Source organism: Paraburkholderia sp. J41, from assembly GCF_905220235.1.
Classification (GTDB): Bacteria; Pseudomonadota; Gammaproteobacteria; order Burkholderiales; family Burkholderiaceae; genus Paraburkholderia.
Genome location: NZ_CAJMZE010000009.1, coordinates 131,452 through 156,260, shown reverse-complemented (window position 1 = coordinate 156,260; position 24,809 = coordinate 131,452). Strand labels below are relative to the sequence as shown.

The window sequence follows — 24,809 nt, the reverse complement described above, 5'->3', positions numbered from 1 at the left end:
CGGTGCTCATGAACGATTCTTTCTACGCGCACTATCAGGCGTTGCGCGTGCGGCGGCACGAGCACGGCATCGTCGAGATCGTGATGAGCGGCGAGGGCGCCAACCGGAGCCAGCTTGCCACCGCCGACGCGGGCATGCACCGCGAACTCGCCGAAATCTGGCGCGACGTGGACCGCGACCCGGACGCGCGCGTGGCCGTGATTCGCGGCGAGGGCAAGGGTTTTTCGGCGGGCGGCGACCTGCAACTCGTCGAGGACATGGCCGCGCATTTCGACGTGCGCGCGCGCGTGTGGCGCGAGGCGCGCGACCTCGTCTACAACGTCATCAATTGCGGCAAGCCGATCGTTTCGGCGATGCACGGCCCGGCGGTGGGCGCGGGGCTGGTCGCGGGCCTGCTCGCCGACATTTCCATCGCGACGAAAACCGCGCGCATCATCGACGGCCACACGCGCCTGGGCGTCGCGGCCGGCGATCACGCGGCCATCGTCTGGCCGCTGCTGTGCGGCATGGCGAAGGCGAAGTACTACCTGCTGCTGTGCGAGCCGGTGAGCGGCGCGGAGGCGGAGCGCATCGGCCTCGTCTCGCTCGCCGTCGACGACAACGACTTGCTGCCGAAGGCGTTCGAAGTGGCGAAGCGTCTTGCGAGCGGCTCGCAAACGGCCGTGCGCTGGACCAAGTACGCGCTCAACAACTGGCTGCGCATGGCCGGCCCGACCTTCGACACTTCGCTCGCGCTGGAATTCATGGGCTTTTCCGGCCCGGACGTGCGCGAGGGCGTGCAGTCGCTGCGCGAGCGGCGCGCGCCGGAGTTTCCAGGCGGCGCGCCGTTTTGAGCGCGGGGCGGTTTTGGGGTGATCTTTGCGGTGATCTCGGGGCGAACAGTGTCGATAAGGCGGGCGGCGATCAAGCGTCGCTTCAGATTCCGCCGAACTTGGGTTGAATGTTGATCGAGCGTCGGTTGGGCTTCTATCGGACTTCGGTCCCACGCCGGTCCCACGCCTCACAGCATCGGCCAGACGTCGATCAAACGCCGCACGCAAACGCCGGGCGCGGAGCGTGCGCCGTTTTCCGTCACGCGCCGGCGCGTATGCAACGACGCAGGCAATCTGGCTGCAAGACGCGCGCGGTATGATCGTCGCGATCGTCCGCGCGTGGGCGAAACTCCATCAAGGCAAGGGAGAAAACGCATGACCGATCCATCAGGCGCCGTGCCGCCGTTCCCGGGCTTTCCCGGCTTTCCGCCCGCGGAAATGCTCGACCGCATGTGGGGCATGATGCGCCTCACGCCGTTCGGCGCGGCGTTTCCCGGCGGCGAGCCGGGCGCGGCGCAGGGCTTCGGGCCGTCGCTGTCGATGATGTTCGACATGATGACGCCGCTCACCAGCATCGAGGAACTCGACAAGCGCATCACGGACCTGCGCGCCGTCGAACAATGGCTCAAGCTGAATTTGAGCATGCTGCAATCGGCGATCCAGGCGATGGAAGTGCAGCGCGCCACGCTCTCGACGCTGCGGGCGTTCGGCGCGTTCGCGCAGTCGCAGATGAATCCGGCGAAGCCCGAAGCCGACAGCGCGCAGCAGCCCGCGCACCCCGCTTCCGCCTACAACCCGTTCGGGCCGTTCGGCGCGGCTTCGAGCGCCACGCCCACCGATCGCGAGCAGGAGGCGAAACTCGCCGCCGATGCCGCCCAAGCCGCGGAATCCGGCAAGCACGCCGAAGCGCCGCCGCCGGGCTTCGACGCTTCGGCGTGGTGGAATCTGCTGCAAACGCAGTTCAACCAGCTCGCGCAATTCGCGATGGCGCAGCCCGCCGCGGCGGCGCAAGCCGCGCAGGCGGCCGCCGAAGCCGCGAGCGGCGCATCTGCCGCCGCGCCGTCCGCCGCCAAAGGCAAAGGCCCCGCTGCCGCGAAGCGCGCCGGCGGCAGCCCGGGAGCCGGCCGCGCGACTTCGCGCGGCGCGAAAAAGCCGGCGCAGCCCGAGTGAGCGCCAGGCCCGAGCCGCCGGGCGTTGGCCGGGCCGTTGCCGCGTTGCGCCGTTACCCGTGGCAAGCACGCCCCGTCCTCGTCCTTGCCGCCCGCCGCGTGCGTGCGGCGGCGTGCGTGCGGCGGGCGCGAATTTCATCCGTCGCGAGTTCCGTGATGTGGCGTCGCGCGCACGCGCCAGGCGTCGGAAGTGAAAGATCGGCGTGCTATCATGGTGTAAGGTTTTTCCGGTCAAATTGTGGGAAATTCCACGGCATTGACAGCCTTGCTGCGCGAAGCCGTGCGACCCGCGAAAGCGCGTCGTCGGCGCGCCGGAAAACGGGCAAAATCGCGGCGTGAACGCGGCTCCTAAATGGGTTCCTAAGTGGGCCCGTAAGTGGGCTCCTAAATGGGTTCCGAAGTGCGGCAATATGTGCGACAACACGCCGCACGCGTGGCGCTTCGCGGCGTCTCGCCGCCATTGCCGGCCTTGCGTTGACGCGCGCGGCCACGGCGGGCAAACCGCCACGGCGCGTGCTAACGGGGAAAAAGCGGGACAAAACAGCGAACAAGGCAGGACCGGCGCGCGACATCGCGCGAACGGTCCGTGCGGCGGGCGGCTTCGGTGATGGTCGGCGCTTGTCTGCATTGATCCGCGTGGATGCGCGGTTAAAGGCGCCGGGTTCAAGGCACGGAGCAGCTACCCAGAACCCATTGCGGCGCCGTTCATTCCGGTCGGCGGGATTGTCGTGAAACAACGCCCGGGCGTTGCGCGACCGCGCGATTGCGTCCGGCGCGCCAGTTACCGCGTAAAATTAAATGTTTTTCGTCTGCGTGCCGCGTTTTCGAGCGGGCACGCGGCGCGCTACAAATTCGTCATGCGCGCGTCATGCGCAGATCAGGGGCGGGACTATGAACACGATGCTTTATCCAGAACTTTACAAATCGCTCGAACAAGTCCGTTGGGACATGGAAAAGGACATTCCCTGGGACAAGTTCGATGCGTCGCTCCTCACCGACGAGCAGGCAGCGACCATCAAGATGAACGCGATCACCGAGTGGTCCGCGTTGCCCGCCACGGAAATGTTCCTGCGCGACAACCACCACGACAGCGACTTTTCGGCGTTCATGAGCGTGTGGTTCTTCGAGGAGCAGAAGCATTCGCTCGTGCTCATGGAATACCTGCGCCGCTTCAAGCCGGAAATGGTGCCGACCGAGGAGGAACTGCATGCCGTGCGGTTCGAGTTCGATCCGGCGCCGCCGCTCGAAACGCTCATGCTGCACTTCTGCGGCGAAATCCGCCTGAATCACTGGTATCGCCGTGCCGCCGAATGGCACACGGAGCCCGTCATCAAGGCCATCTACGAAACCATTTCGCGCGATGAAGCGCGTCACGGCGGCGCGTATCTGCGTTACATGAAGAAGGCGCTGAACAATGCCGGCGACGTCGCGCGCGCGGCGTTCGCGAAGATCGGCGTGCTGATGGCGTCCGCGCGCCGCACGGAAAAGCCGCTGCACCCCACGAATCTGCATGTGAACCAGGCGCTGTTCCCGCGCGACACGGTGCAGTCGCGCCTGCCCGACCCGGAATGGCTCGAACGCTGGCTCGACGAGCAGATTTGCTTCGACGACGGCTGGGAAAAGAAGGTCATCGAGCGCATTCTGCACAACCTGTCCATTCTGTTCGAGCGCACGTTCACCACGGCGCAGGAACTGAATCGCTATCGCAAGGAAGTGGTGCAGCGCCTGCAAGCCGAAAGCGGCACGCAGCAGCAGCCGGCCTGACGCGCGGCCCGACCGCCGCGACCGCAACGGCCCGAAGCGCTCGCGCGTCTCGGGCCGTTTGTTTTCGCTTTTCAGGCGGACTTCAGCGCTTTTCGTCCAGCTTTTCGCCCCGGCTTTTCGTCCCGCTTTTCGTTCTATTCGTTGCGCCCTTCGCGGCGCCCACTTTCCCAGGAATCCGTTTCCGATGCCTGCTTCCTTCGAACGCAAGATCACGACGCGCGAGGCGCTCGCCCAGTCGCGCGCCGCGCTCACCGGCCCCGTGGTGTTCACCAACGGCGTTTTCGACATTCTTCATCGCGGTCACGTAACCTATCTCGCCGACGCCAAGGCGCTGGGCGCGACGCTCATCGTCGGCGTCAACAGCGACGCTTCGGTGCGTTTGCTCGGCAAGGGCGACGACCGGCCGATCAACAACGAGAACGACCGCATGGCGTTGCTCGCCGCGCTCGAAAGCGTGGACTGGGTGGTGTGTTTCGAGGAATTCACGCCGATCGAGCTGATCGAGGCGGTGCGCCCCGACATTCTCGTGAAGGGCGGCGATTACGACATGGACAAGCTGGCGGAGTCGGCGCTGGTGCGCGGTTGGGGCGGCACGGCGCTCGCGATTCCGTTCGAGCACGACCGCTCGACCACCAAGCTGTTGCAGAAGGTGCGCGCGCAGGAAGGCCCGAAGTAAGCGCCGGCGCGCGCGGCGAAAGAAGCGGCCGCACCGTCTCGCGTTCGAACAGCGCGGGAACGGTGCGGCCGATGGTTTTTGTGGCGGGGAATGCCGGTAAAGGCGGCGAGAACGGCGTCGATTAAAGCGCGTCGGGTAAAGCGCCGATCAAAGCGTCGCGATTAAAGTGCTGATCAAAGCGTCGATCAAAGCGCCGCTTGATGTGCCGAAAAACAGCGCGGCGAGACCTCCACCGAACACGTCGATCAAAACGCGCCGATCGAAATGCGCCGATCGAAACGCGCCGACCAAAACGCGCCGATCAAAACGCGCCAATCAAAGCGCACCAATCGAAACGCGCCAATCAAAACGCCCCAATCAAAACGCGCCAATCAAAACGCGCGGATCGAAACGCGCCAATCAAAAACGCGCCGACCAAAACACGCCGATCGAAACGCTCCAATCAAAAATGCGCCGATCAAAATACGCCAATCGAAACGCACCAATCAAAGCGCACCAATCAAAGCGCGACAATCAAAACGCGCCGATCAAAAACGCGCCAATCCAAACGCTCCAATCAAAACGCTTCAATCCAAAACGCCACCGAACCCCGCTACTGCGTCAGCGCCGAAGCCTGCACGGCGGGTTGCGCGACCGGGCCGCCGACGGTGGGCACATCGGCGGATTCCGACGGCAGGATCGCGCGCACGCGCAGCCGCTCGGGATGAATCTGGCGGCTCAGATGCGTGGTTTCGCGATTACCCGAGGCGGGCGTCGGGCCGAACACGCCGCTGATCGCCGCGAAGGCGAGCAGATTGGCGAGAATCAGAATGGCGATCAGCCAGCGCAGCATCGTTAAAAACTCCGTCGATATCGTTACGTTGTGTGGGAAAAGCGTGAAAGCCGCGGCTCAAGACTGCGTGGCGATGAGCGCGAGGCCCGCGAGCACGAGCGCATCGTGGCGAGTATGCGGCACCTTGAGCGCCGCTGCCACTTCCGCCGCCGCGCCGCCGCTCACCACGAGCCGCACCGGCACCTTCCAGGCGTCCTGCAAGTCGGCCCATGCGCGCTCCACGAGCGCCGCCTGCGCGAGCGCGCAGCCCGCCGAAATCGAGCCGCGCGTCTCCGTGGCGAAGGCCGGCGCGCGCGGGTCGTGCGCGATCTCGTGCGCGCCGCGCTCGATCATGGGCAGTTGCGCCGTGTGCTCGCCGAGCGAGCGCATCATCAGCGTCCAGCCCGGCGCGATCAGGCCGCCGACGAAAGTGCCGTCGGCGCGCAGGGCTTCGAGCGTCGTCGCCGTGCCGAAGGTCGCGATCAGCAGCGGCTCGCCCGGATACGCCGCGCGCGCGCCGATCAATCCCGCCCAGCGGTCGCTGCCGAGCGCCTCGGGCGTGGCGTAGCCGTTGGTCACGCCGGCTTGCCGCGCGCACGCGCGCACGACGTGGCGCGGCAAGCCGGGCCAATGCGCCTCCACGAGCGCGTCGAGCCGCGCGCCGGCCGCCGCGCCCGCGACGTTCGAAATCCACGCGCCGCGCGGCGCGGGCAGCGCGCGCCAGTCCGCGAGTTTGTCCGCGAGTTTGTCCGCGTGTTCCGCCGCGTGTTCCGCCGCGAATTCGGCCGCGTGTTTGCCCGCGAGTTTGGCCGCGTGTCCGGCCGCGAGTTCGGCTGCGTGTCCGGCCGCGTGTCCGGCAGTCTGCGCGCTGCCGGGCGGCTCGCTCGCGTGATCCATCGCGCCCGCATGCAGCCGCGAACCGTCGCCGGCGACGAGCGCCCATTTGATCCGGCTGTTGCCCGCGTCGATCAGCAGAAACGGACCGCTCATGCGCCGCCGTCCGCGAGCCGCAGCGAGACGTCGCCGGTGGTCACGACTTCGCGCCCGTGCGCCGTTTCGAGGATCAACTGGCCGCGTTCGTCCACGCCCGCCGCCGTGCCGCGCAGCCACTCCTTGCCTTGTTCGTAGATGACCACTTCGCGTCCCGCGTAACCGTGGCACGCGTTCCAGCGCGCCTGGAACGCCGCGAAGCCGTGCTCGCCGAAGCGTTGCAGCGCGCCTTCGAGCGCGTTGAGTTCGGCGGCGAGCGTGTCGGTGAGATTGGCGTTCGGCCACGCGCGCGAGAGCGCCGTGGGCGTCGTGCCGGGCACGGCCGCCGTCGCGCCTTGCGCGTTGAGCGCCTTGACCTCGGCCGCGAGCGTGTCGGCGCCGCGCACGTTGGTGCCGATGCCGATCACCACCGCCGTGGCGTCCGGCGTGCTCCACGCCGTCTCCACCAGAATGCCGACGAGCTTGTCGCCTTCGAGCAGCACGTCGTTCGGCCATTTGAGCGCGATCTGGCCGGGCGCGGCGACGGGCAGCGTGCGCAAGCCGTCGACGAGCGCCGAGCCGATGGCGAGACTCAGGCCCGCGAGCCCTTCGACCGGGCGCGGCAGCACGGCCGCGAGCGAGAACAGCAGCGCGTCGCCGGGCTGCGCGACCCACGTGCGGCCGCGCCGGCCGCGCCCCGCCGTTTGCAGATAAGCGACGCGGACCATCGGGCGCGCGAGCGCACTGCGCCTGTGCGGCAGCGTCTTGAGGTGCGCCATCAGGTCGGCGTTGGTCGAGCCGGTTTCCTCGACGATCTCGATCGGCCAGTCGTGCGCGGCGGGCCCGAAAAGCGTGATCGCGCGGTTGCGGTCGATGCGCCAGTCGGCGCCGGGGGAAGCGGGGGTGGAAGGCGTGGCGTTCATGGTTCGTATTGTAGTGGCTCGCGCGCGCCGGGCCGGCCATTCGCGCGCCGGGCGGCGCAGGCGCGCGCACGATGCGCGGCGGCATGCGCGAGCGCGCCAAAGCGCTATTCACACGCCGCCCACAGGCGGCCCACAGCTTTTCTACCGAATCATCCACAGGCGGCGCGGGCACGGCGCGAGAGCGCCATCGGCGGGAAATTTGCCTCTTTTTCAGGCAATCCACAGCGTACCCACAGGCCGCCCACAGGTTATCCACGGAATTACCCACAGCTTGAGCGGCTGCGGCTGGCCATTTCGCGCCCGCGCCGCCTCGGAGTCGTGCCCGAGTCGTGCCCGTATCGCCCGCACCGCGCCCGCCGCGCCCGCGCCGCGCCCGCCGCGTCCGCATCGCGCCCGCCGCGCCCGCCGCGTCCGCATCGCGCCCGCCGCGCCCGCACCGCGTCCGCCGCCCCCGCATCGCACCCGAGTCGTGCCCGTATCGCCCGCACCGCGCCCGCCGCGCCCGCCGCGCCCGCCGCGCCCGCCGCGCCCGCCGCGCCCGCCGCGCCCGCCGCGCCCGCACCGCACCGCGTCTGCGCGACGTAGCCGACGAAACAGGGCGCGTTCGTTACAATGTTTGAACCTTTCGATCCGTCGAGTGTTCACCCTTGAATCAAGACACGCCGCCCGGCCTCGAAGTCACGGCCGGCAACCGCGGGAAAACCGTGCGCCTGTCCGGGCAGTGGACGGCGCTCGCGCTCGCGCGCGACCGCAGCCAGGGCGGCGCGGCGCAGCGGCTGCGCGCGCTGGCGAGCGAGCGCGTTGGCGAATGGGATCTCTCGCGCGTGGAGCGCATGGACCACGTGGGCGGCCAGGCGCTCTGGCGCGTCTGGGGCCACAAGCTGCCCGCCGATCTGGTGGCGCTCTCGCAAACGCAGCGCGACATCTTCGAGCGCATCGCGCTGCTCGATTCGGTGCGCGAAGCGCCCGAGCGCGTGGTGCGCGTCGATCCCGTCACGCGGCTCGGCCTGTCGATCTTTTCGTTTCTCGATCACCTGTACGGCGGCATCGCGCTGCTCGGCGGCGTGATCCTCGACGTTCTGCTGGTGCTGCGCAGACCGAAGCTCGCGCCGTGGGTCGAGATTTCGGCGAACGTCTACAACGCCGGCGCGCGCGCGCTGCCGATCACGGCGCTGGTCGCGTTTCTGATCGGCATCGTGCTTTCGTATCTTTCGGCGCAGCAATTGCGTCTCTTCGGCGCAAACCAGTTCATCGTCAACATTCTCGGGCTCGCCGTGATTCGCGAACTCGGCCCCGTGCTTTCGGCGATTCTCGTGGCCGGGCGCTCCGGCTCGGCCATCACGGCGCAGATCGGCGTGATGCGCGTGACCGAGGAACTCGACGCGATGCGCGTGATGGGCATTTCGCACGGCCTGCGGCTGATCTTGCCGCGCGTGGTCGCGCTGGGCGTGGCGATGCCGCTGCTCGTGATGTGGACCGACATCATCGCGTTGCTCGGCGGCGCGATCGCGGCGAAGATCGTGCTGGGCATCGACATTTCGTGGTTCATCCGCTCGCTGCCGGGCGTGGTTCCCATCGCCAATCTGTGGATCGGGCTCGGCAAGGGCGTGGCGTTCGGCATGCTGGTGGCGATCGTGGGCTGCCACTTCGGCTTTCGCATCAAGGCGAATTCGCAAAGCCTCGGCGAAGGCACGACCACTTCGGTGGTGACGTCGATCACCATCGTGATCCTCGCCGACGCCGTGTTCGCGATCCTCTTCCAGAACGTGGGGCTGTCATGAGCACTGTCAGCGTCAAGGGCTCGGCCGCGGTGAACACCACCGGCACGCTCACCACGCCGCTCAAGGACGCGGTGCAGGACCTGCCGCTGCCCGCCATCGGCGAGCCCGTGATCGAAGTGGAAAACCTCACGAAGCGCTACGGGCGCAACATCGTCCATCAGCACCTGAATCTGGAGATCCGGCGCGGCGAGATCGTCACGCTCGTGGGCGGCTCCGGCTCGGGCAAGACCACGCTCGTGCGGCAGATTCTGGGGCTGGAGCATCCCACCTCGGGCACCATCCGGATGTTCGGCGAGGACATTGCGACCGTCGACGCCGACCACGCGCGCCTCATGCGCACGCGCACCGGCATGCTGTTCCAGCAGGGCGCGTTGTTTTCGTCGCTCACGGTGTTCGACAACATCGCGCAGCCCGTGCGCGAACTGGGCCGCGTGCCGCCCGATCTGCTGCGCGACATCGTCATGCTCAAGCTCGAAATGGTCGGGCTGCCGTGCAAGCACGCCTCGAAAATGCCGGCCGCGCTCTCGGGCGGCATGATCAAGCGCGTGGGTCTCGCGCGCGCCATCGTGCTCGAGCCGGAGCTGCTGTTTCTCGACGAACCCACGGCCGGGCTCGACCCGCGTTCGTCGGACGAAGTGGTGGATCTCATCAGCACGCTGCATCGTGCGCTGGGCTTGACGGTGGTGCTCGTCACGCACGATCTGGACGCGATGGTGGCGCTTTCCACGCGCGTGGCGGTGCTGGCCGAGCGCCGCGTGCTGGTGGCGGCGCCCGTGGAGGAAGCGGCGAGCGTCGATCACCCGTTTATCCGCGAATATTTTCTGGGCATGCGCGGGCGCCGCGCGCTCCAGGCGCTGCCGCCCGAGCGGCGCGCGAAGCTGCCGCCGGCCGCGCTCGCGTCCGCGGCGGTGGGGCACAAGCCGGGCTAACCGTGTGCGCGACGGCCACTAGAGGAATCTGACGATGGAAAACAAACCGCATGCGTTCTGGGCGGGTCTCTTCACGATCGGCCTGCTGGTCGTGATTGCCGTGACGGTGCTGTTCTTCAGCGCCGATCACGCCGTGCGCGTGCCCTACGACATGATTTCGCGCACGAGCGTGACGGGCCTCTATCCCGACGCGGCCGTGCGCTATCGCGGCCTGGACGTGGGCAAGGTGCAGTCGATCCGCTTCGATCCGGGCCGGCCGGGCGAAATCCGCATTCGTATTCTCGTCGATCAGAAAGCGCCGATGACGCGTTCCACCTTCGGCACGCTCGCGCTCCAGGGCGTGACGGGCATCGCGTTCGTGCAGCTCGACGACAACGGCGTGGATCTCTCGCCGCTCGTCTCCTCGGACAAGCGCGTGGCCGAACTGCCGCTGCGGCCCGGCCTGCTCGACCAGCTTCAGCGGCGCGGCGACGCGCTGCTGAACAAGCTCGACCACATTGCCGGCGACGTCGACGACCTGCTCAACGAGGACAACCGCAAGCAGTTGATGGCGACCGCCGCGAGTCTCCAGCAGGCCGCGAGCAGCGTGAACGCGCTCGCGCAGCAATTGCAGCCGACCACGAGCCGGCTGCCGGGCGCGGTGGCCGACCTGCAACGCACGCTGCAATCGACGAATCAGCTCATCGTGAGCGTGAACCGTCCGGACGGCCCGTTCCAGACCAATCTCAACAAGGCCGGCACGGCGGCGCAGCAGGCGGGCGCGGCGCTCGCGTCGATCGACGCGTCGGTGCAGGAACTCTCGGCGCGCGTGGGTTACGACACGCTGCCGCGCGTGGATTCGCTGACCGAGGACGTGCGCTCGGCGATGCGCTCCGTGGACCGCGCGGCGGGCACCTTCAGCACGAGCCCGCGCAGCGTGCTGTTCGGCGGCGCGCCGCAGCCCGCGCCGGGGCCGGGCGAACCCGGCTTCGCATGGCCCGCGGCGGCGGGCAAATGAGCCGCCGCCGGAACCTCGCCCGATCGACGCCGATCTGACTGACTTGCGCGCCGCGCGAGCCGCAAGCCGCAAGCCGACACAAGGAATCGCCATGTCACGCTTTTTTCGCCCGCCACGAACGATGCCGCGTTTTATGTCGCGCTTTCGTTTCATGTCGCGCTTTCGTTTTTTCATGTTGCCGATTGTGCCGATTGTGCCGATTGTGCCGATTGCGCCGATTGCGCAGCGATCGCTGATTTCGCGCGCCCAGGCGCCGGCGGCGCTCGCGCTCACGGCGCTGCTGGCGGCGTGCGCGGGCCAGCAGGCCGCCATCAGCGACGCGCGCTACGATCTCGGGCCGCAAGCCGTGCAGGCGCAGCAGATGCAGCAAGCCGGGGCCGCGCCGCGCGGCAAGCCGCTGCTCAAGGTGCTGGACGTGAGCGCGCCGCCGCCGCTCGACAACGACGGCATCGTCTATCGCATGAACGCCGACTCGCAGCGCGCGGCGCGCTATGCGAACAGCCGCTGGACGATGTCGCCCGCGCGGCTGCTCACGGAGCGCCTGCGCACGGCGCTAGGCGCGCGCGCGACCGTGCTTTCGGGCGCCGACGCCGTGCCCGCGCCCATGCTCAAAATCGAGCTGACGGATTTCGAGCAGGTGTTCGAAAGCCCGACGCAAAGCCACGGCGTGCTGGCCGCGCGCGCGACGCTCATGCAGGGCGGCAAGGTGCTCGCGCAGCGCGACTTCGTGGCGAGTGCGCCCGCGACTTCACCTGACGCGGCGGGCGGCGCGCGCGCGCTGCAAGCGGCCAGCGACGACTTCACGAGCCAGGTGAGCGCATGGCTCGGCGCCCAGGCGTTTGCCGGCACGCCTTGAGGCGCGTGCGGGCCGCGCGCGCGCGAGGTGCATGACGCGCGTGGCGCGATACGGTGTAGCGGAGGATACGGTGCGAAGCGGTGGGTGGACGGCGGGATGAAGCGCAGGGCGAAAAGCAGGCGGGCGTCATGATCGAAGCGGGACGGCAACGGCCGCGCGCGCCGCATGAACCGGAGGGCGCGTCAGGCGGGAACGCGGACGGCGCGCGCGGCGACGCGCGTGGCGACGTGTCCGGCAGCGCGCCCGGCAGCGCGAGCGCCGACGCGCACGGCCCGCGCGGCGCGAGCCCGTCCGCTGGCGCTCCGCATGACCCGGACAACGCGCCTGGCAACGCGAGCGCCGACGCGCACGGCCCACGCGGCGCGAGCCGGTCCGCCGGCGCGCCGCGTGACCCGGACAACACGCCCGGCAACGCGAGCGCCGACGCGCACGGCCCACGCGGCGCGACCCCGTCTGCCGGCGCGCCGCATGAACCGTATGGCGCACCCTCCGCCAGCGCGCAAGCGAACGCCCCCGTCCTCACGAACCGCGACGCCAACGGCGAATCCGGCGCACCGCGGGAAACGTCCGTGGCCGCATCGGCGAACGCGTCCCGGAGCGCGCACTCGTCCCCCGCGCCCGAACCGCTGCCGCGCCAGGCATCGGCGTTGGCGCGCCAGTCGCTCGCGCTCTACGCGGCGCTGATCGTCTACGGCTCGTGGTATCCGTTTTCGGGCTGGCGCTCGCTCGGCCTGAGCCCGTTCGCGTATCTCGGCGACCCGTTCCCGCGCTACTGGACCGTTTTCGACATCGTGACCAACGTGCTCGGCTACATGCCGTTCGGCGCGCTCGTCGTGCTTGCCGTGTGGCCGCGCTGGCGCGGCGTGCGCGCGGTGGTGCTCGCGAGCGCGGCGGGCACGCTGCTGTCGGGCGTGATGGAAGCCGTGCAGACGTGGCTGCCCACGCGAGTCGCGTCCAATCTCGATCTCGCGTCGAACGCGCTCGGCGCCTTGCTCGGGGCCGCGCTCGCCGCGCCCACCACGGGCGCGCTGCTCGAGCGCGGCTTTCTGCGGCGCCTGCGCTTTCGCTGGTTCGAACGCGACGCCGCCGTGCTGATGGTGCTTTCCTCGCTATGGCCGTTCGCGACGATGTTTCCGGCGCCGCGCCTTTTCGGCATGGGCGACTGGCCGAGCGAACTCTGGCAGCGCTTCGACGCCTCGATGCAGGACGCCATGCTCGCCTGGACGCCCGCGGCCTGGCACCTGCGCGCGTTGCCCGACGCGCTCGCCGCGCGCTTGCCCGACACCGCCTGGGAAGCCATCGTCACGACGCTCAACCTGTTCGGCGCGGCCGTGTTCGCTTCCTTGCCGATGCGCGCCCGCGCGCCGCGCGCGCGGCTCGTGCTGCTCCTGATTGCGACGACGCTCGCCGTGAAGGCGAGCGCGACCTTCCTGCAATCGCAAAGCGGTCTCGTGTTCGACTGGGCGACGCCGGGCGCGCGCGCGGGACTCGCGTGCGGAACCTTTGCCGCGCTCGCCGCGCTGCGCCTGCCGCGCGCCGCCCGCGCGGCGGCCGCCGCCTGCGCGCTGGCGCTGGCGCTCGTGCTCGTGAACGTGCTGCCCGTGAATCCGTATTTCGACGTGGTGCTCGAGGACTGGCGGCAAGGGCGTTATCTGCATTTCAACGGCCTCGCGCGCTGGCTCGCGTGGATCTGGCCGTGGGCGGCGCTCGCCTGGACCGCGTTTTCCGTCGAGCGCGCATGGCTCTTGCGGCACTCGCGCCGACGCGTTTGAGCGGCTTGCTGCGCTGGCGGGCTTTGCCTGTGTCGGCGGGCTTTGCGCGCGTTGGCGCATGTACGCGTGCGTTTGCCTCTCGCGCAACGCGGCGGCGCGGCGAACGCCCGCAAGGCCGCAAGGCCGCACGGGAAAGCCGCACGGGAAAGCCGCACGGAAAGGCCGCACGGAAAGGCCGCACCGGAAGGCCGCAAAACCGCGAAAGGCGGCAAGCGCGCCATCTGAGCGTTCGCGCGCCGCTCGTTATAATCGCCCGGATAACAGGATCGCGATGGCCGCCGGTGAATCGCCGGCGGATTGCTGACGCATCATCAACGCATCGCCGACGCATCACCAACGCATCGCCGGTTCGCCGCCACGTCCCCCGCCTCGCAGCGACTGCGAAGCACCAGCCCGGTACCCACGTCATGACCGATTCCTTCTACAAGTACCACGTGTTTTTCTGCCTCAATCAACGCGATCCGGGCGCCGAGCGTCCGAGCTGCGCCAACTGCAACGCGCAGGAGATGCAGGAATACGCGAAAAAGCGCGTGAAGAAGCTGGGCCTCTCCGGGCCGGGCCAGGTGCGCATCAACAAGGCGGGCTGTCTCGATCGCTGCGAGGAAGGCCCGGTCGTGGTGGTGTATCCGGAAGGCACCTGGTACACCTATGTCGACGAAACCGATATCGAGGAGATCGTGGTTTCGCATCTGCAAAACGGCCAGGTGGTCGAACGCCTCAAGATCGACCGCTAACGCAAAAGCCAGCCGGAACACAGCCACGATGAACGCCCAGACGCAAAAATTCCAGATCGACGGTCCCGTCGGCAAGATCGAATGCGCGCTCGACGCGCCCGACGCCGGCGTCACGCCGCGCGGCATCGCGCTCGTCGCGCATCCGCATCCGCTGTTCGGCGGCACGATGGACAACAAGGTCGCGCAAACCCTCGCGCGCACGCTCGTGCAACTCGGCTATACGACGTACCGCTCGAACTTTCGCGGCGTGGGCGCGACCGAAGGCACGCACGACGAAGGCATCGGCGAACAGGACGACCTGCTCGCGCTGATCGACCACATGCGCGCACAGCCGGGCCACGCCGGCCAGCCGCTCGTGCTGGCGGGCTTCTCGTTCGGCACCTTCGTGCTTTCGCACGTCGCGAAGCGTCTTCTGGAAGCGGGCGGCGCGATCGAGCGCATGGTGTTCGTCGGCACGGCGGCGAGCCGCTGGGAAGTCGCGCCGGTGCGCGAGGACACGCTCGTGATCCACGGCGAACTCGACGACACCGTGCCGATTCTTTCGGTCTACGAATGGGCGCGGCCGCAGGAATTGCCCATCGTGGTGATTCCGGGGGCGGAACACTTCCTGCACCGCAAGCTGCACGTGCTCAAGCGCATCATCGTCGAGGCGTGGCGCTGAGCTTCGAGTGGCCGCGCGGCGCCGGGCGTTTTCGGCGCCGGCTTTCAGCGCGCGATACGAAGCCGTTCAGCGGGCTTTCGCGAAGGTGTAGAAAAGATTCGAAACCGCGCGTCTTGCGTGGAAAGTGCGTCGCGAAGGTGCGAAAACTGGGCGCAAACGTGTGACATCGCGAAAAAACGCCCGAATGTGGCGCGTATAATGAACGCCATTTTTGTGGATGCGCGCCCGGATTCCGCAGTCGGTTCGCCGCGTTTCAAGGCGATGTCCCCGCCCGCATCCCCGCCTGCTTTCCGGGCGCGCGCCGCTTCGCGCGCCACGTTCATCCAGCCCAATTCAGCCCGATTCGAACCTATGCGTTTTCTCTCCTCCGTTCAGTCCGCTTTCGCTCCTCCTTCGCTCGTTCGCAACGTCACGCTCGCCGCGCTCGTGCCCGCCACGCTCCTCGCGAGCGCCACGGCGTTCGCGCAGGTGCCCCCGCCCGCCGTGAACGCGCGCTCGTGGGTGCTCGTCGACGCCACCGCGAACCAGGTGCTCGCTTCCGGCAACGCCGACGAGCGCGTGGAACCCGCATCGCTCACGAAGCTGATGACCGCGTACCTCGTGTTCGAGGCGCTGCAATCGAAGAAGATCACGATGGAGCAGGAAGTCACGCCGAGCGAAGCCGTGCGCCGCGTGAAGACCGACGAATCGCGCATGTTCATCGAGGCGAACAAGCCGGTTTCGGTGCATGACCTGGTGTACGGCATGATCGTGCAGTCGGGCAACGACGCGGCCATCGCGCTCGCCGAACTCGTCGGCGGCAGCGAGTCGAACTTCGTCAACATGATGAACGCCGAAGCCGCGAAGCTCGGCATGACGCACACGCATTTTGCCGACGTGAACGGCATGCCCGACCCGCAGCACTACACCACGGCGGGCGACCTCGCGATCGTCTCCGCGCGCCTGATCCGCGACTTCCCCGACTACTACAACATCTTCTCGGTCAAGGAATTCACGTACAACAAGATCAAGCAGCCCAACCGCAATCGCCTGCTGTGGATCGATCCGACCGTCGACGGCCTCAAGACCGGCCACACCCAGGCGGCGGGCTACTGCCTGATCGCCTCGGCCAAGCGTCCGATCGCGGGCGGCGGCAGCCGTCGCCTCGTCTCGGTGATGATGGGCGAGCAGAAGGAGCACGACCGCGTTCAGGACAGCCTGAAGATGCTGAATTACGGCTATAGCGCGTTCGACACCACGCGCATCTATCAGGCGAATCAGGCCGTGGCCACGCCGCGCGTCTACAAGGGCACGCTCGACGCCGTGAAGGTGGGCGTGAAGAAGGACCAGTACGTCACGCTGCCCAAGGGCGCCGCCGACAAGGCCAAGCCGCAGATCGACCTCGCGAGCCCGCTGATCGCGCCGCTCGCGGACGGCCAGCAGGTCGGCACGGCGAAATTCGTGGGCGCGGACGGCAAGGTGCTCGCGCAATTCCCGCTGGTGGCGCTCGAAGCGGTGCCGCAGGCGGGCATCGTCGGCCGCGTGTGGGATTCGCTCATGCTGATGGTGAACAAGAAGAAGTGATGAAGGCGGACGTTCCGGCATCGCCCGAAACGGCGGCGGGCGCGGCTGAAAGGGTGGCTGATGCCGCGACCGCCGCCGAGCCGCTCGTCTGGCTCAACGGCGCGCTCACGCCGCTTTCGCAAGCGCGCATTCCGGTGCTCGATCGCGGCTTCATTTTCGGCGACGGCATTTACGAAGTCGCGCCGGTCTATGCGCTGGCCGTCGAGGGAAGCGCCCGTCTCGTCCGTGTGCCGTTTCGCGGTGCGCAGCATTTCGCGCGGCTCGCGCGTTCGCTCGCGAAAGTCGGCATCGCGAATCCGTTCGACGAAGCGGGCTGGCGCGCGCTGGTGGCGCGCCTTGTCGAAGCGAACGTGGCGGCGGGCACGCTCGCGCACGACGCGCACGCGAACGTCTACGTGCAGATCACGCGCGGGGTCGCGCCGCGTGGCCACGCGTTTCCGGCCGATGCGACGCCAACCGTGTTCGCCATGGTCAATCCGCTCGTGCTGCCCGGCGCCGCGCTGCGCGAGCGTGGCGTGGCCTGCGTCACGGCCGCGGACCGCCGCTGGCTCAATTGCGACATCAAGTCCACGTCGCTGCTCGGCAACGTGCTGATGGCGCAGCACGCGAAGGCGCACGACGCGTTCGAAACCATCCTGTTGCGCGACGGCCGGCTCACGGAAGCTTCGTCGTCGAACGTGTGGATCGTGAAGGACGGCGCGCTTCACGCGCCGCCGCGCAGCGAGCGCATTCTCGAAGGCATCCGCTACGGCTTGCTGGAGGAACTCGCGCGCGAGTGCGGCATTCGCTTCGAGGCGCGCGAGATCGACGAAACCGAACTGCGCGCCGCCGACGAAATCCTCCTGACTTCGGCGACCAAGGAAGTGCTGGCGGTGGCGTCCGTCGACGGCAAGCCGGTGGGCGCGGGCGCGCCGGGGCCGGTGTATGCGGCGCTCCATGCCGCGTACCAGCGCGCCAAGGCGCGCGAAGCAGAGCTTCTGCGCAACGCTTAGAATGCGCGCTTGCGCCGCATGAAGTCGTGCAGGGCACGCGGCAAATCAAATGCAATGAGCAGGGAGCAACGAGCATGACGCAGCAAACCAATCCGGCCGAAGCGAAGGCATCGCTGATCGAGTTTCCGTGCGATTTTCCGATCAAGGTGATGGGCAAGACGCACCCCGAGTTTCACGACACCATCGTGGCCGTGCTGCGCGAATTCGACGGCGGCTTCGACGCCGCGACCATCGAAACGCGTCCGTCGAGCGGCGGCAACTACACGGGCTTGACCGTGACGGTGCGCGCCACGAGCCAGACGCATCTCGACGACATTTACCGCGCGCTCACCGGGCATCCCATGGTGAAAATCGTGCTGTGAACGCGTTTCGCGCGCGGTAGACCGGACTACGAGGGAAAGGGCCGCTCCATGCGGCCCTTTTTCATTTACGGCACGTCGCCGAGGCTGGCGCGTTGCGCGGCGGCGGCGGCCGTCATCAGCGGGCCGGCTTCGCAGGCGTCTTCGTACAGGCGCCTGAAGCGCGCGACTTCGTCGAATACCCAGTGGCGAAACGCCTGCACGCGCTCGGTCTGCATGCGCTGCGGCGTGCAGATGAAGTAGTAGCGCCACGGGCTCGGGCCGTCGATGTCCTTGAACAGACGCACGAGGCGCCCGCGCGCGATCTCGTGCATGGCGAGCGAGCGGCGCACGAGCGCGATGCCCTGGCCGTCCATGGCCGCTTGCAGCAGGTTCGACGAATCCTGATACAGCACGCCGCGTTTGGGCTCGGGCAAATCCTGCAAGCCGGCGGCGTCGAACCACGGCCGCCAGAGTTCGTCGTCGGAGCGCAGCAGCGGCAGTTTCGCGAGTTCGCCCGGCGCTTCGGGCAGCTTGCCTTCGTTGAAGTCGGGCGAGCAGGCGGGAAAGAAGATTTCGTCGAGCAGCAGTTCGGCGTGCAGGCCCGGATAGTGGCCGAAGCCGAAGCGGATCGCCACGTCCACGTCGTCGCGCGCGAAGTCGGTGAGCAGATTGGTCGATTGCAGCTCGACGTCCCATTGCGGATGCGCTTCGATGAAGCGGCCGATGCGCGGCGTCACCCAGCGCGCGGCGAACGACGAGAGCATGGAAACGACGAGCCGCCGGTCGCGGTCGCCCGCGCGGATTTCCTGGGTGGCGTGTGCGAGCTGGAGCAGCGCGTCGCGCACCTGGGCGGCGTAGCGGCGGCCGGTGTCGGTCATGCGCACGCGTTTGCCGTCGCGCGCGAACAGCGCCACGCCGAGTTCGGCTTCGAGCGCGCGGATCTGGTGGCTCACGGCGCCGTGCGTGACGAAAAGCTCGTCGGCGGCGCGCGAGAAACTTTCGTGGCGCGCGGCGGCCTCGAAGGCCTTGAGCGCGTTGAGGGCGGGGAGCTGACGCAGATCCATCGTAATTTTTCTCACATAGCCGTGAAAATTGATCGTTTGGCCCGATCCCTTGCAGTGTCTACGATTGTAGCCATCGAAGCAGCACTTTCGGAGCCCAAAATGAGAGAAATTTCCTCGGATATCACGTTTGAAGTGGCGGCGGACCAAACTGCCTCGGTGCGCGTTTCGCGCAGCACGCGGCTGACGGTGAAGTGCGGCGTGGTGTGGGTGACGCGCAGCGACGACACCGCCGACTACTGGCTCGAACCGGGCCACACGCTGCGCTTGCGGCGCGGCGAGCGGCTGTGGATCGGCGCGGAAGGCGGCGCGGATGCCTGGGTGCAGTTCGCGGCGCCGGCGCGGCTGGGCGAGCGCGCGGTGGATCTGGCGGCGCGCGTGGCGCAGCGCGCGGGCGTGCATTTCGGCGACGGCTGGCGCACGGTTTGACGGTGCCGATGGGGTGAGCTGGGGTTGCGGCGCAGCGGATTGGCGCGCCCCTGCGCGCAGTGCGGGGTTTGGCGTTCGCCGCGTGCAATCCCGCTTGCGCCTCCTGAGTTCGTGCTTTCGCCGCGTGCGCTCCGGGTTGGAGTTCGCGATTTCCCGCTTGGCACCCGGCGCGGGCTGGTTCGTGCCGCACGCGATTGCGCTTTCGTCTCGGGCTTCGCTTGCCCTCCGCGATCTCCTGCTTGGCGCCCGGGCGCGGCCTGTTCGTGCCGCACGCGCTCGGGCTTTCGTCTCGCGCGCTTCGCTTGTCCTTCGCGATCTCGCGCTTGACGCCCGGAGCGGCCCGTTCGCGCCGCACGCGCACGCGCTTCGCGATCTCCCGCTTGGCGCCCGGCGCGGCCCCGGTTCGTGCTGCACGCAATTGCGCTTTCGTCTCGCGCGCTTCGCTCATCGCTCGCGCCTTCCGGCTTTTCTCCCCGGTTTCGCGGCGCTGCGTGGTGTCGGCGAACATGGCCGCGGCGAGACACCGGCCCCCGCGCTTCTCTCGACGTTCCCGCCCGGCGCGCTTGTCCCGAATTCGGTAAACTGCGGAAATCATGTGCGCCACCCCCGTTTCGCCCTCGCCAGTTTCATCCGACCCCGTGATCGTTAGCCCGGCCGCCCAAAGCGCGGCTTTCGCGCCGCCCATCGTGCGCTGGCGCGGCAACGAGGCGTATCAGGCAAGCTTCGACGCCATGCGCGGCTTCACCGCCGCGCGCGACGCCGCCACGCCCGACGAAATCTGGCTCGTCGAGCATCCGCCCGTTTTCACGCTCGGCCAGGCCGGCAAACCCGAGCATCTGCTGGTCGCCAATAGCGGCATTCCGCTCGTGCAGATCGACCGCGGCGGACAGATTACGTATCACGGGCCGGGGCAGGTGGTGGCCTATCTGCTGCTCGATCTGCGGCGCGCGAAGCTGATGGTGCGCGAGCTGGTCACGCTCATCGAGGACGCCGTGATCGAAACGCTGGCGGCGTATAATCTCGCGAGCGTCCGCAAGGCCGGCGCGCCCGGCATTTACGTGCCGGAACACGCTGAAGGCGCAGGCGCACACGCCGACGGCGCAGGCGCACAGACCGAAGGTGCAGGCGCACAGGCCGCAGGCCCCAGCGCGCGGCATGCCGGCGCGAAGATCGCGGCGCTCGGCCTCAAGATCCGCAACGGTTGCAGCTATCACGGCGTGAGCCTGAACGTGGCCATGGATCTCAAGCCGTTCCTCGCGATCAATCCGTGCGGCTACGCGGGCCTCGAAACCGTCGACATGGCCACGCTCGGCGTGCAGGCAAGCTGGCGCGACGTTGCCGCGACGCTCGCCGCGCGGCTCGAAGCCAACCTGGCCGCGCACGCGCAACGCATCATCCCCAATCCGACGGCAGCCGAAGCGGCTGTCGCAGACCCGGCAGCCGAAGCGGCTACAGGGAACCCGACCGCAAGCGCGGTCTGAAGGCGGGCAACCGCCGCAACCGCAGGCTGGCGGCGAACCGGCGGCCTGACTGGATCGAAAGCATGACTGACATCACCGCGAACCCCGCCGCGAATTCCGCCTCGAACCCGACCGCTCCCGTCGCCGGCGCTCCCGTCGACGCTGCCGCCTACGACGCCACCGCCAAGCAGAAGGCGCAGGCCAAGACCTCGCGCATTCCCATCAAGGTCATCCCCATCGAGAAGCTCAAGAAGCCCGAATGGATTCGCGTGAAAGCGGCCACGGGCAATTCGCGCTTCTACGAGATCAAGGAAATCCTGCGCGAGCACAAGCTGCATACGGTCTGCGAGGAGGCAAGCTGCCCGAACATCGGCGAATGCTTCGGCAAGGGCACCGCGACGTTCATGATCATGGGCGACAAGTGTACGCGCCGCTGCCCGTTCTGCGACGTGGGCCACGGCCGTCCCGATCCGCTCGACGCGAACGAGCCGGACAATCTCGCGCGCACGATCGCGGCGCTCAAGCTCAAGTACGTGGTCATCACGAGCGTGGACCGCGACGACCTGCGCGACGGCGGCGCGGCGCACTTCGTCGAATGTATCCGCAAGACGCGCGAGCTTTCGCCGCAAACGCGCATCGAAATTCTCACGCCGGACTTCCGCGGCCGTCTCGATCGCGCGATCGGCATTCTGAACGCCGCGCCGCCCGACGTGATGAACCACAACCTCGAAACGGTGCCGCGTCTCTACAAGGAAGCGCGCCCCGGTTCGGACTACGCGCATTCGCTCAAGCTGCTCAAGGACTTCAAGGCGCTGCATCCCGACGTTGCGACCAAGTCGGGCCTGATGGTCGGCCTTGGCGAAACCGAGGAAGAAATTCTTCAGGTGATGCGCGACCTGCGCGCGCACGACGTGGACATGCTGACGATCGGCCAGTATCTCCAGCCTTCCGAGCATCACCTGCCGGTGCGCGCGTACGTGCATCCCGACACGTTCAAGATGTACGAGGAAGAGGCGTACAAGATGGGCTTCACGCACGCGGCCGTGGGCGCGATGGTGCGTTCGAGCTATCACGCCGACCTCCAGGCGCACGGAGCCGGCGTGGTTTGAGGCGCGCTTGCTGCTGAGCAACCTTCGAAGTGAAAAGGCCCGCGTTTATCGCGGGCTTTTTTCTGGCTGGCCGACGGCGCGCGACAACGCGAAGCGTGGCGCCTAGCCCGCCTCCACCGTCAAATGCGAAACCTCGTGTACCTGCGCGAGCCGTTCGCGGATCGTCTCCATCGTCACGTTGCCGCGCGTGCGCACGCTCACGATGGCGGCGCGCGCCTGCGGGCCGATTTGCCAGACGTGCAGATCGGCGATGTCGGCGTCTCCATGCGCGCCGAGAATGTCGCGAATTTCGGCCGCCACGTGCTCGTCGGTCTTGTCGAGCAGGACCGCCGCCGTGTCGCGCATGAGCGTCCACGCCCAGCGCGCGATCACGACCGAGCCCACGATACCCATCGCCGGATCGAGCCAGACCCAGCCCAGATAGCGCCCGGCCAGCAGCGCGGCGATGGCCAGCACGGACGTGAGCGCGTCGGCCAGCACGTGGACGTAGGCCGAGCGCAGATTGTTGTCCGCGCCGTGCGCATGACCGTGGTGAGCGTGACCGGCATGATCGGCATGATGATGGTCGTGGCCGTGGCCGTGATGGTGATGGCCGTGGCCGCCCGAGAGCAGCAGCGCGCTCACGATGTTCACGCCCAGGCCCGCCGCCGCGATGACGGTCGCCTCGCCGAACGCCACGCTCGTCGGCTGCACCAGCCGGAACGCCGACTCGATGCCGATGCCGAGCGACACCAGCGCGAGGATCAGCGCCGAGGCGAAGCCGGCCAGTTCGCCCACCTTGCCCGTGCCGAAGCTGTACGCGCGGTTGCCCGCATTGCGCTTCGCGAAGCCGTAGGCCAGGGCGGCGATGCCGAGCGCGCCCGCGTGCGTGGCCATGTGGAAGCCGTCGGCGAGCAGCGCCATCGAGCCGGTGACGTAACCGGCCACGATCTCACCGACCATCATGACGAAGGTGAGGGCGACGACCGAGCGCGTGCGGCGCGCGTTTTCATCGTGCTCGCGGCCGAGGAACGCGTGGTCGTGCTCGCGCGGCGCGGCGTGGCGGGTGTCGGAACTTGCGGAATTCATGGGGACGCTAGCGTGAATAGCGGCGAATGGCTTCGAGCAGTTCGTCGACGCCTTTTTGCCGTTCGTGATTCGTGAGATCGGGATGCGCGACATGCTCGCGCGCGTGCGCTTCGATGATTTCGTCGAGCAGGCCGTTCATCGCGCCGCGCGTGGCGGCGACCAGATGCAGCACTTTTTCGCATTCGGCGCCGGCTTCGAGCGAGCGCTCGATGGCCTGCACCTGACCGGCGATGCGGCGCACGCGCTTGAGCAAATCGTCTGTTTGCCCGGAAAGATGAGACATACGTATACCCCCTATAGGTATGTAAGCTTAACATGCGGCGTCGCGCCCGCCCATCGGCAGGGTTCGATTCTGGAAACCCGGACGTCTCGAAGGCCGAATTCCGGGAATCCAGATTCCTGCCGCGGCGACGCCGATAAACACCCTTGAAAATCAAGGGCCTACATGCGCGCCGAAGCTGGCATCCACCTTGCATTAAGAAGCGCGCGGCCACCGCGGCCGCGACAAAAAATAGCAAGGAGACAGCCGATGTCCGATCCCACCTTCCGGTTTCGCTGATTCCCGTTTCGTTCTGTTGCGGCCCGACCCGAGCGTCGTTCGGCCATTGGCTTAATTTCATTCGCAGGAACCATCGTGAAGAAACCTCTGCACAAAGTCCTTTACGTCCAGGTGATCGTGGCGATCGTCGTCGGCGTGATCCTCGGCCACTACTGGCCGGCCATCGGCATCGACATGAAGCCGCTCGGCGACGCCTTCATCAAGCTCATCAAGATGGTGATCGGGCCGATCATCTTCTGCACCGTCGTGACCGGCATCGCCGGCATGGAAGACATGAAGAAGGTCGGCCGCGTGGGCGGCAAGGCGCTGCTCTACTTCGAGATCGTCTCGACCTTCGCGCTCGTGCTCGGCCTCGTCGCCACGCACGTGCTCAAGCCCGGCGCGGGTTTCAACGTCGACGTGCATACGCTCGACGCCAAGGCCGTCGCGAGCTACGCGGAGAAGGCGCACGGCCAGAGCAGCGTCGACTTTCTGATGCACATCATTCCCGACACGATCTTCTCGGCGTTCGCGCAAGGCGAAATCCTCCAGATCCTGCTCATCGCGCTGCTGTTCGGCGCGGTGCTCGCGCAGATCGGCGAGCGCGGGCGCGTCGTGACCGACTTCATCGAAAGCACGTCCAGCGTGCTGTTCGGCGTGGTGAAGATCGTGACGAAGCTCGCCCCGATCGGCGCGTTCGGCGCGATGGCGTTCACCATCGGCAAGTACGGCGTGGGCTCGCTGATCCCCATGCTCAAGCTGATCGGCACGTTCTATCTGACCTCGGTGGTGTTCGTGCTCGTCGTGCTGGGCGCGATCGCGCGCTTCACGGGCTTCTCGATCATTCGCTTCGTGGCCTACATCAAGGAAGAAATGCTGATCGTGCTGGGCACCAGCTCGTCGGAGTCGGCGCTGCCGCAACTGATGGAAAAGCTCGAACGCCTCGGCTGTTCGCGCTCGGTCGTGGGTCTCGTGGTGCCGACCGGCTACTCGTTCAACCTCGACGGCACCAACATCTACATGACGATGGCGGTGCTCTTCATCGCCCAGGCAACCAACACCGACCTCACGCTCACGCAGCAGCTCACGCTGCTCGCCGTGACCATGCTCACCTCGAAGGGCGCGAGCGGCGTGACCGGCGCGGGCTTCATCACGCTGGCGGCGACGCTGGCCGTGGTGCCGACCATTCCGCTCTCGGGCATGGTGCTGATTCTCGGCATCGACCGCTTCATGAGCGAATGCCGCGCGCTGACCAACATCGTCGGCAATGGCGTGGCTACGGTGGTCGTTTCGGCATGGGAGAAGGAACTCGATCACGCCAAGCTGCGCGCGGTGCTCGCGGGCAAGATCGAGGAAGTGAAGGACGACGTGCGCGTTTGACGCGCGCGCAGGTC

25 protein-coding genes are annotated in these 24,809 nt (G+C 67.7%); 18 read left to right on the top strand and 7 right to left on the bottom strand.

The window, feature by feature from the left end:
- The first annotated feature begins 8 nt into the window (after positions 1–8).
- The 4 genes from U5805_RS12065 to rfaE2 all read left to right on the top strand — a co-directional run bounded on the left by U5805_RS12065 (position 9) and on the right by rfaE2 (position 4,421).
- Complete coding sequence (locus tag U5805_RS12065) at positions 9–833, top strand: enoyl-CoA hydratase/isomerase family protein (RefSeq protein ID WP_322103702.1); 825 nt, start codon at positions 9–11, stop codon at positions 831–833.
- 354 nt (positions 834–1,187) lie between these two features.
- The gene (locus tag U5805_RS12060) at positions 1,188–1,982 is read left to right on the top strand and encodes a PhaM family polyhydroxyalkanoate granule multifunctional regulatory protein (RefSeq protein ID WP_322103701.1); all 795 of its coding nucleotides are present in this window, start codon (positions 1,188–1,190) and stop codon (positions 1,980–1,982) included.
- Between the two features lie 890 nt (positions 1,983–2,872).
- On the top strand, positions 2,873–3,745 hold the full coding sequence (locus tag U5805_RS12055; protein WP_322103700.1) for a ferritin-like domain-containing protein: 873 nt from the start codon (positions 2,873–2,875) through the stop codon (positions 3,743–3,745).
- A gap of 184 nt (positions 3,746–3,929) precedes the next feature.
- On the top strand, positions 3,930–4,421 hold the full coding sequence (gene rfaE2 / locus U5805_RS12050) for a D-glycero-beta-D-manno-heptose 1-phosphate adenylyltransferase (RefSeq protein ID WP_322103699.1): 492 nt from the start codon (positions 3,930–3,932) through the stop codon (positions 4,419–4,421).
- 147 nt (positions 4,422–4,568) lie between these two features.
- On the opposite strand, the gene U5805_RS12045 is transcribed toward rfaE2, so the two are convergent.
- The 4 genes from U5805_RS12045 to U5805_RS12030 form a co-directional block, all read right to left on the bottom strand.
- Positions 4,569–4,736 carry a hypothetical protein gene (locus tag U5805_RS12045; protein ID WP_322103698.1) on the bottom strand — a complete coding sequence of 56 codons (168 nt, stop codon included), beginning with the start codon at positions 4,734–4,736 and terminating at the stop codon, positions 4,569–4,571.
- A 277-nt stretch (positions 4,737–5,013) separates the two neighbouring features.
- Positions 5,014–5,253, bottom strand: a complete 240-nt coding sequence (locus U5805_RS12040) for a hypothetical protein (protein ID WP_322103697.1) — start codon at positions 5,251–5,253, stop codon at positions 5,014–5,016.
- Positions 5,254–5,310: 57 nt separating this feature from the next.
- Positions 5,311–6,222 carry a type III pantothenate kinase gene (locus U5805_RS12035; protein ID WP_322103696.1) on the bottom strand — a complete coding sequence of 304 codons (912 nt, stop codon included), beginning with the start codon at positions 6,220–6,222 and terminating at the stop codon, positions 5,311–5,313.
- Entirely contained in the window at positions 6,219–7,124 is a 906-nt protein-coding gene (locus tag U5805_RS12030; protein WP_322103695.1) for a biotin--[acetyl-CoA-carboxylase] ligase, read from the bottom strand. The genes U5805_RS12035 and U5805_RS12030 overlap by 4 nt, the downstream gene beginning before the upstream one ends.
- A gap of 647 nt (positions 7,125–7,771) precedes the next feature.
- Here U5805_RS12030 and U5805_RS12025 point away from each other — a divergent pair.
- From U5805_RS12025 to U5805_RS11980, 10 genes are all read left to right on the top strand, one after another.
- Entirely contained in the window at positions 7,772–8,905 is a 1,134-nt protein-coding gene (locus tag U5805_RS12025; RefSeq protein ID WP_322103694.1) for an ABC transporter permease, read from the top strand.
- Positions 8,902–9,834 carry an ABC transporter ATP-binding protein gene (locus U5805_RS12020; protein WP_322103693.1) on the top strand — a complete coding sequence of 311 codons (933 nt, stop codon included), beginning with the start codon at positions 8,902–8,904 and terminating at the stop codon, positions 9,832–9,834. The genes U5805_RS12025 and U5805_RS12020 overlap by 4 nt, the downstream gene beginning before the upstream one ends.
- A gap of 34 nt (positions 9,835–9,868) precedes the next feature.
- Positions 9,869–10,831, top strand: coding sequence for an MlaD family protein (locus tag U5805_RS12015; protein ID WP_322103692.1), 963 nt, complete (start codon positions 9,869–9,871; stop codon positions 10,829–10,831).
- 172 nt (positions 10,832–11,003) lie between these two features.
- Entirely contained in the window at positions 11,004–11,687 is a 684-nt protein-coding gene (locus U5805_RS12010) for an ABC-type transport auxiliary lipoprotein family protein (protein WP_322103691.1), read from the top strand.
- A 626-nt stretch (positions 11,688–12,313) separates the two neighbouring features.
- Positions 12,314–13,459 (top strand): VanZ family protein, encoded by a 1,146-nt coding sequence (locus U5805_RS12005; RefSeq protein ID WP_322103782.1) that lies wholly within the window; start codon positions 12,314–12,316, stop codon positions 13,457–13,459.
- 407 nt (positions 13,460–13,866) lie between these two features.
- Positions 13,867–14,193 (top strand): (2Fe-2S) ferredoxin domain-containing protein, encoded by a 327-nt coding sequence (locus U5805_RS12000; RefSeq protein ID WP_322103690.1) that lies wholly within the window; start codon positions 13,867–13,869, stop codon positions 14,191–14,193.
- Positions 14,194–14,221: 28 nt separating this feature from the next.
- Positions 14,222–14,854, top strand: coding sequence for an alpha/beta hydrolase (locus tag U5805_RS11995; protein ID WP_322103689.1), 633 nt, complete (start codon positions 14,222–14,224; stop codon positions 14,852–14,854).
- 351 nt (positions 14,855–15,205) lie between these two features.
- Entirely contained in the window at positions 15,206–16,417 is a 1,212-nt protein-coding gene (locus tag U5805_RS11990; RefSeq protein ID WP_322103688.1) for a D-alanyl-D-alanine carboxypeptidase family protein, read from the top strand.
- Entirely contained in the window at positions 16,417–17,409 is a 993-nt protein-coding gene (locus U5805_RS11985; RefSeq protein WP_322103687.1) for a D-amino acid aminotransferase, read from the top strand. The genes U5805_RS11990 and U5805_RS11985 overlap by 1 nt, the downstream gene beginning before the upstream one ends.
- A gap of 74 nt (positions 17,410–17,483) precedes the next feature.
- Positions 17,484–17,771, top strand: coding sequence for a DUF493 family protein (locus U5805_RS11980; RefSeq protein WP_322103686.1), 288 nt, complete (start codon positions 17,484–17,486; stop codon positions 17,769–17,771).
- Positions 17,772–17,836: 65 nt separating this feature from the next.
- On the opposite strand, the gene U5805_RS11975 is transcribed toward U5805_RS11980, so the two are convergent.
- Positions 17,837–18,814 (bottom strand): transcriptional regulator GcvA, encoded by a 978-nt coding sequence (locus U5805_RS11975; protein ID WP_322103685.1) that lies wholly within the window; start codon positions 18,812–18,814, stop codon positions 17,837–17,839.
- Between the two features lie 99 nt (positions 18,815–18,913).
- Between U5805_RS11975 and U5805_RS11970 the strand changes: the two genes are divergently transcribed.
- The 3 genes from U5805_RS11970 to lipA all read left to right on the top strand — a co-directional run bounded on the left by U5805_RS11970 (position 18,914) and on the right by lipA (position 21,809).
- Positions 18,914–19,240 (top strand): DUF2917 domain-containing protein, encoded by a 327-nt coding sequence (locus U5805_RS11970; RefSeq protein WP_322103684.1) that lies wholly within the window; start codon positions 18,914–18,916, stop codon positions 19,238–19,240.
- A 593-nt stretch (positions 19,241–19,833) separates the two neighbouring features.
- Complete coding sequence (gene lipB, locus U5805_RS11965) at positions 19,834–20,721, top strand: lipoyl(octanoyl) transferase LipB (protein WP_322103683.1); 888 nt, start codon at positions 19,834–19,836, stop codon at positions 20,719–20,721.
- Positions 20,722–20,783: 62 nt separating this feature from the next.
- Entirely contained in the window at positions 20,784–21,809 is a 1,026-nt protein-coding gene (gene lipA / locus U5805_RS11960) for a lipoyl synthase (protein WP_322103682.1), read from the top strand.
- 102 nt (positions 21,810–21,911) lie between these two features.
- Here the strand turns inward: lipA and dmeF are convergent, their stop codons facing one another.
- The gene (dmeF, locus tag U5805_RS11955; protein ID WP_322103681.1) at positions 21,912–22,877 is read right to left on the bottom strand and encodes a CDF family Co(II)/Ni(II) efflux transporter DmeF; all 966 of its coding nucleotides are present in this window, start codon (positions 22,875–22,877) and stop codon (positions 21,912–21,914) included.
- Between the two features lie 7 nt (positions 22,878–22,884).
- Entirely contained in the window at positions 22,885–23,160 is a 276-nt protein-coding gene (locus tag U5805_RS11950; protein WP_322103680.1) for a metal/formaldehyde-sensitive transcriptional repressor, read from the bottom strand.
- A 348-nt stretch (positions 23,161–23,508) separates the two neighbouring features.
- Between U5805_RS11950 and U5805_RS11945 the strand changes: the two genes are divergently transcribed.
- On the top strand, positions 23,509–24,795 hold the full coding sequence (locus U5805_RS11945; protein ID WP_322103781.1) for a dicarboxylate/amino acid:cation symporter: 1,287 nt from the start codon (positions 23,509–23,511) through the stop codon (positions 24,793–24,795).
- Positions 24,796–24,809: the final 14 nt, after the last annotated feature.